At 47.6% G+C, this 1,315-nt stretch carries 1 pseudogene; it reads left to right on the top strand.

What is annotated here, in order from left to right:
• Positions 1 to 112: 112 nt before the first annotated feature.
• Positions 113 to 1,284: pseudogene (locus WH43_RS19240) on the top strand (IS4 family transposase).
• The last annotated feature ends 31 nt before the right edge of the window (positions 1,285 to 1,315 follow it).

Raw genomic sequence — 1,315 nt, 5'->3', positions numbered from 1 at the left:
CTGAGGAATCCCCACAAATGGAGTAGGTAAAACAAATAGTTAGGCGAGATGGGAACATTCATGGCAGTTCCTGATCTGATCTTTCGCCAAAAAAATTAACCAGTAGCACGCCATGAATGTTCAACGAATGCTCGCCGATTTTCTCTCATTTGTCACGCCAATAAACATGCATAAAACCAGAATGGCGTCACTTTGCGCATCGTTGCAAAGTTTAGTCACCAACGGCAAATGTACGGTCACTGCCATTGGTCGCGGAATTCAAAGTGCCGCTACTGAAAAAAGCTGTATTAAAAGAGCCGACCGGCTGCTGAGTAACGAAGGTTTACAGGACGACATTCCGCTGATTTATACGGCACTGACGAAGGCATTAGTTCAAACTAAACAGCCACTTATCCTGGTTGATTGGAGTAACGCTGACAATAAAAAGCGTCACTTTATCTTGCGGGCCAGCCTCGCACTCGAAGGGCGCTCTTTGACCTTGCTGCAAGAAGTGAAAGCGATTGATGAGTACAACTGCCCACGCGTGCATCAGGCATTTTTACTGCGCCTCAAGGCAAGCCTGCCTGCGGATTGTCAACCGGTTATCGTCACCGACGCCGGTTTTAAGGTGCCGTGGCTGAAACAAATTCGTAAGTTGGGCTGGCATTATATTACTCGGGTGCGCGGCAATCAGACGCTGCAACTACCTGATTCCCGTGCATTTATCAGTGTGGACCTGCTTTACAAAAAAGCCAGAACGACGCCGCAATGTCTGGGTAGAATTAAGCTCACCAGCAGCGTTATGTCACCACTGCAGTGTTAGTCGGCACGCACTGGAAGCTTCGAAAACGCGATAAACATAAGTCATACAAAGAGCCGTGGTTACTGGTGAGTTCTTTAGCGCAAACAACTGATTATGCGTCAAAAATCGCTAAGTGTTACAGCGCCAGAATGCAAATTGAAGAGAGCTTCCGCGACCAGAAAAGCCAGACATATGGTCTTGGCAGCAACGCGCATCGAACCTATAAAAAGGAACGTCTCAAAGTGCTGTTGCTGCTTGCTGCGCTCGCCAATTGGCTTCATTACATGCTGGGATTGGCGGTGGAAATCAGTGGCCAACATAGGTCGTTGCAAGCCAACAGCATCAAACATCGACGGGTGTTGTCGTGCAATTATTTAGGAATGCGGTTATGTCGTCTGGCACGGCTGACTATCTCAGCGCAGGATATCCAAGCCGCCATCAGGCAAATCATGACTTGGGCTGAAAAGTGGGATTGGAAAAGTATTAAATCTGTAAGTTATTGATATGATTATAGGGTTTGTGGGGATCCGTCAG

The organism is Rheinheimera sp. KL1 (assembly GCF_001275035.1).
GTDB classification, from domain to species: Bacteria; Pseudomonadota; Gammaproteobacteria; order Enterobacterales; family Alteromonadaceae; genus Pararheinheimera; species Pararheinheimera tangshanensis.
The sequence above is the reverse complement of the archived record's forward strand: the minus strand, read 5'-3'. Positions and strand labels throughout refer to the sequence as shown.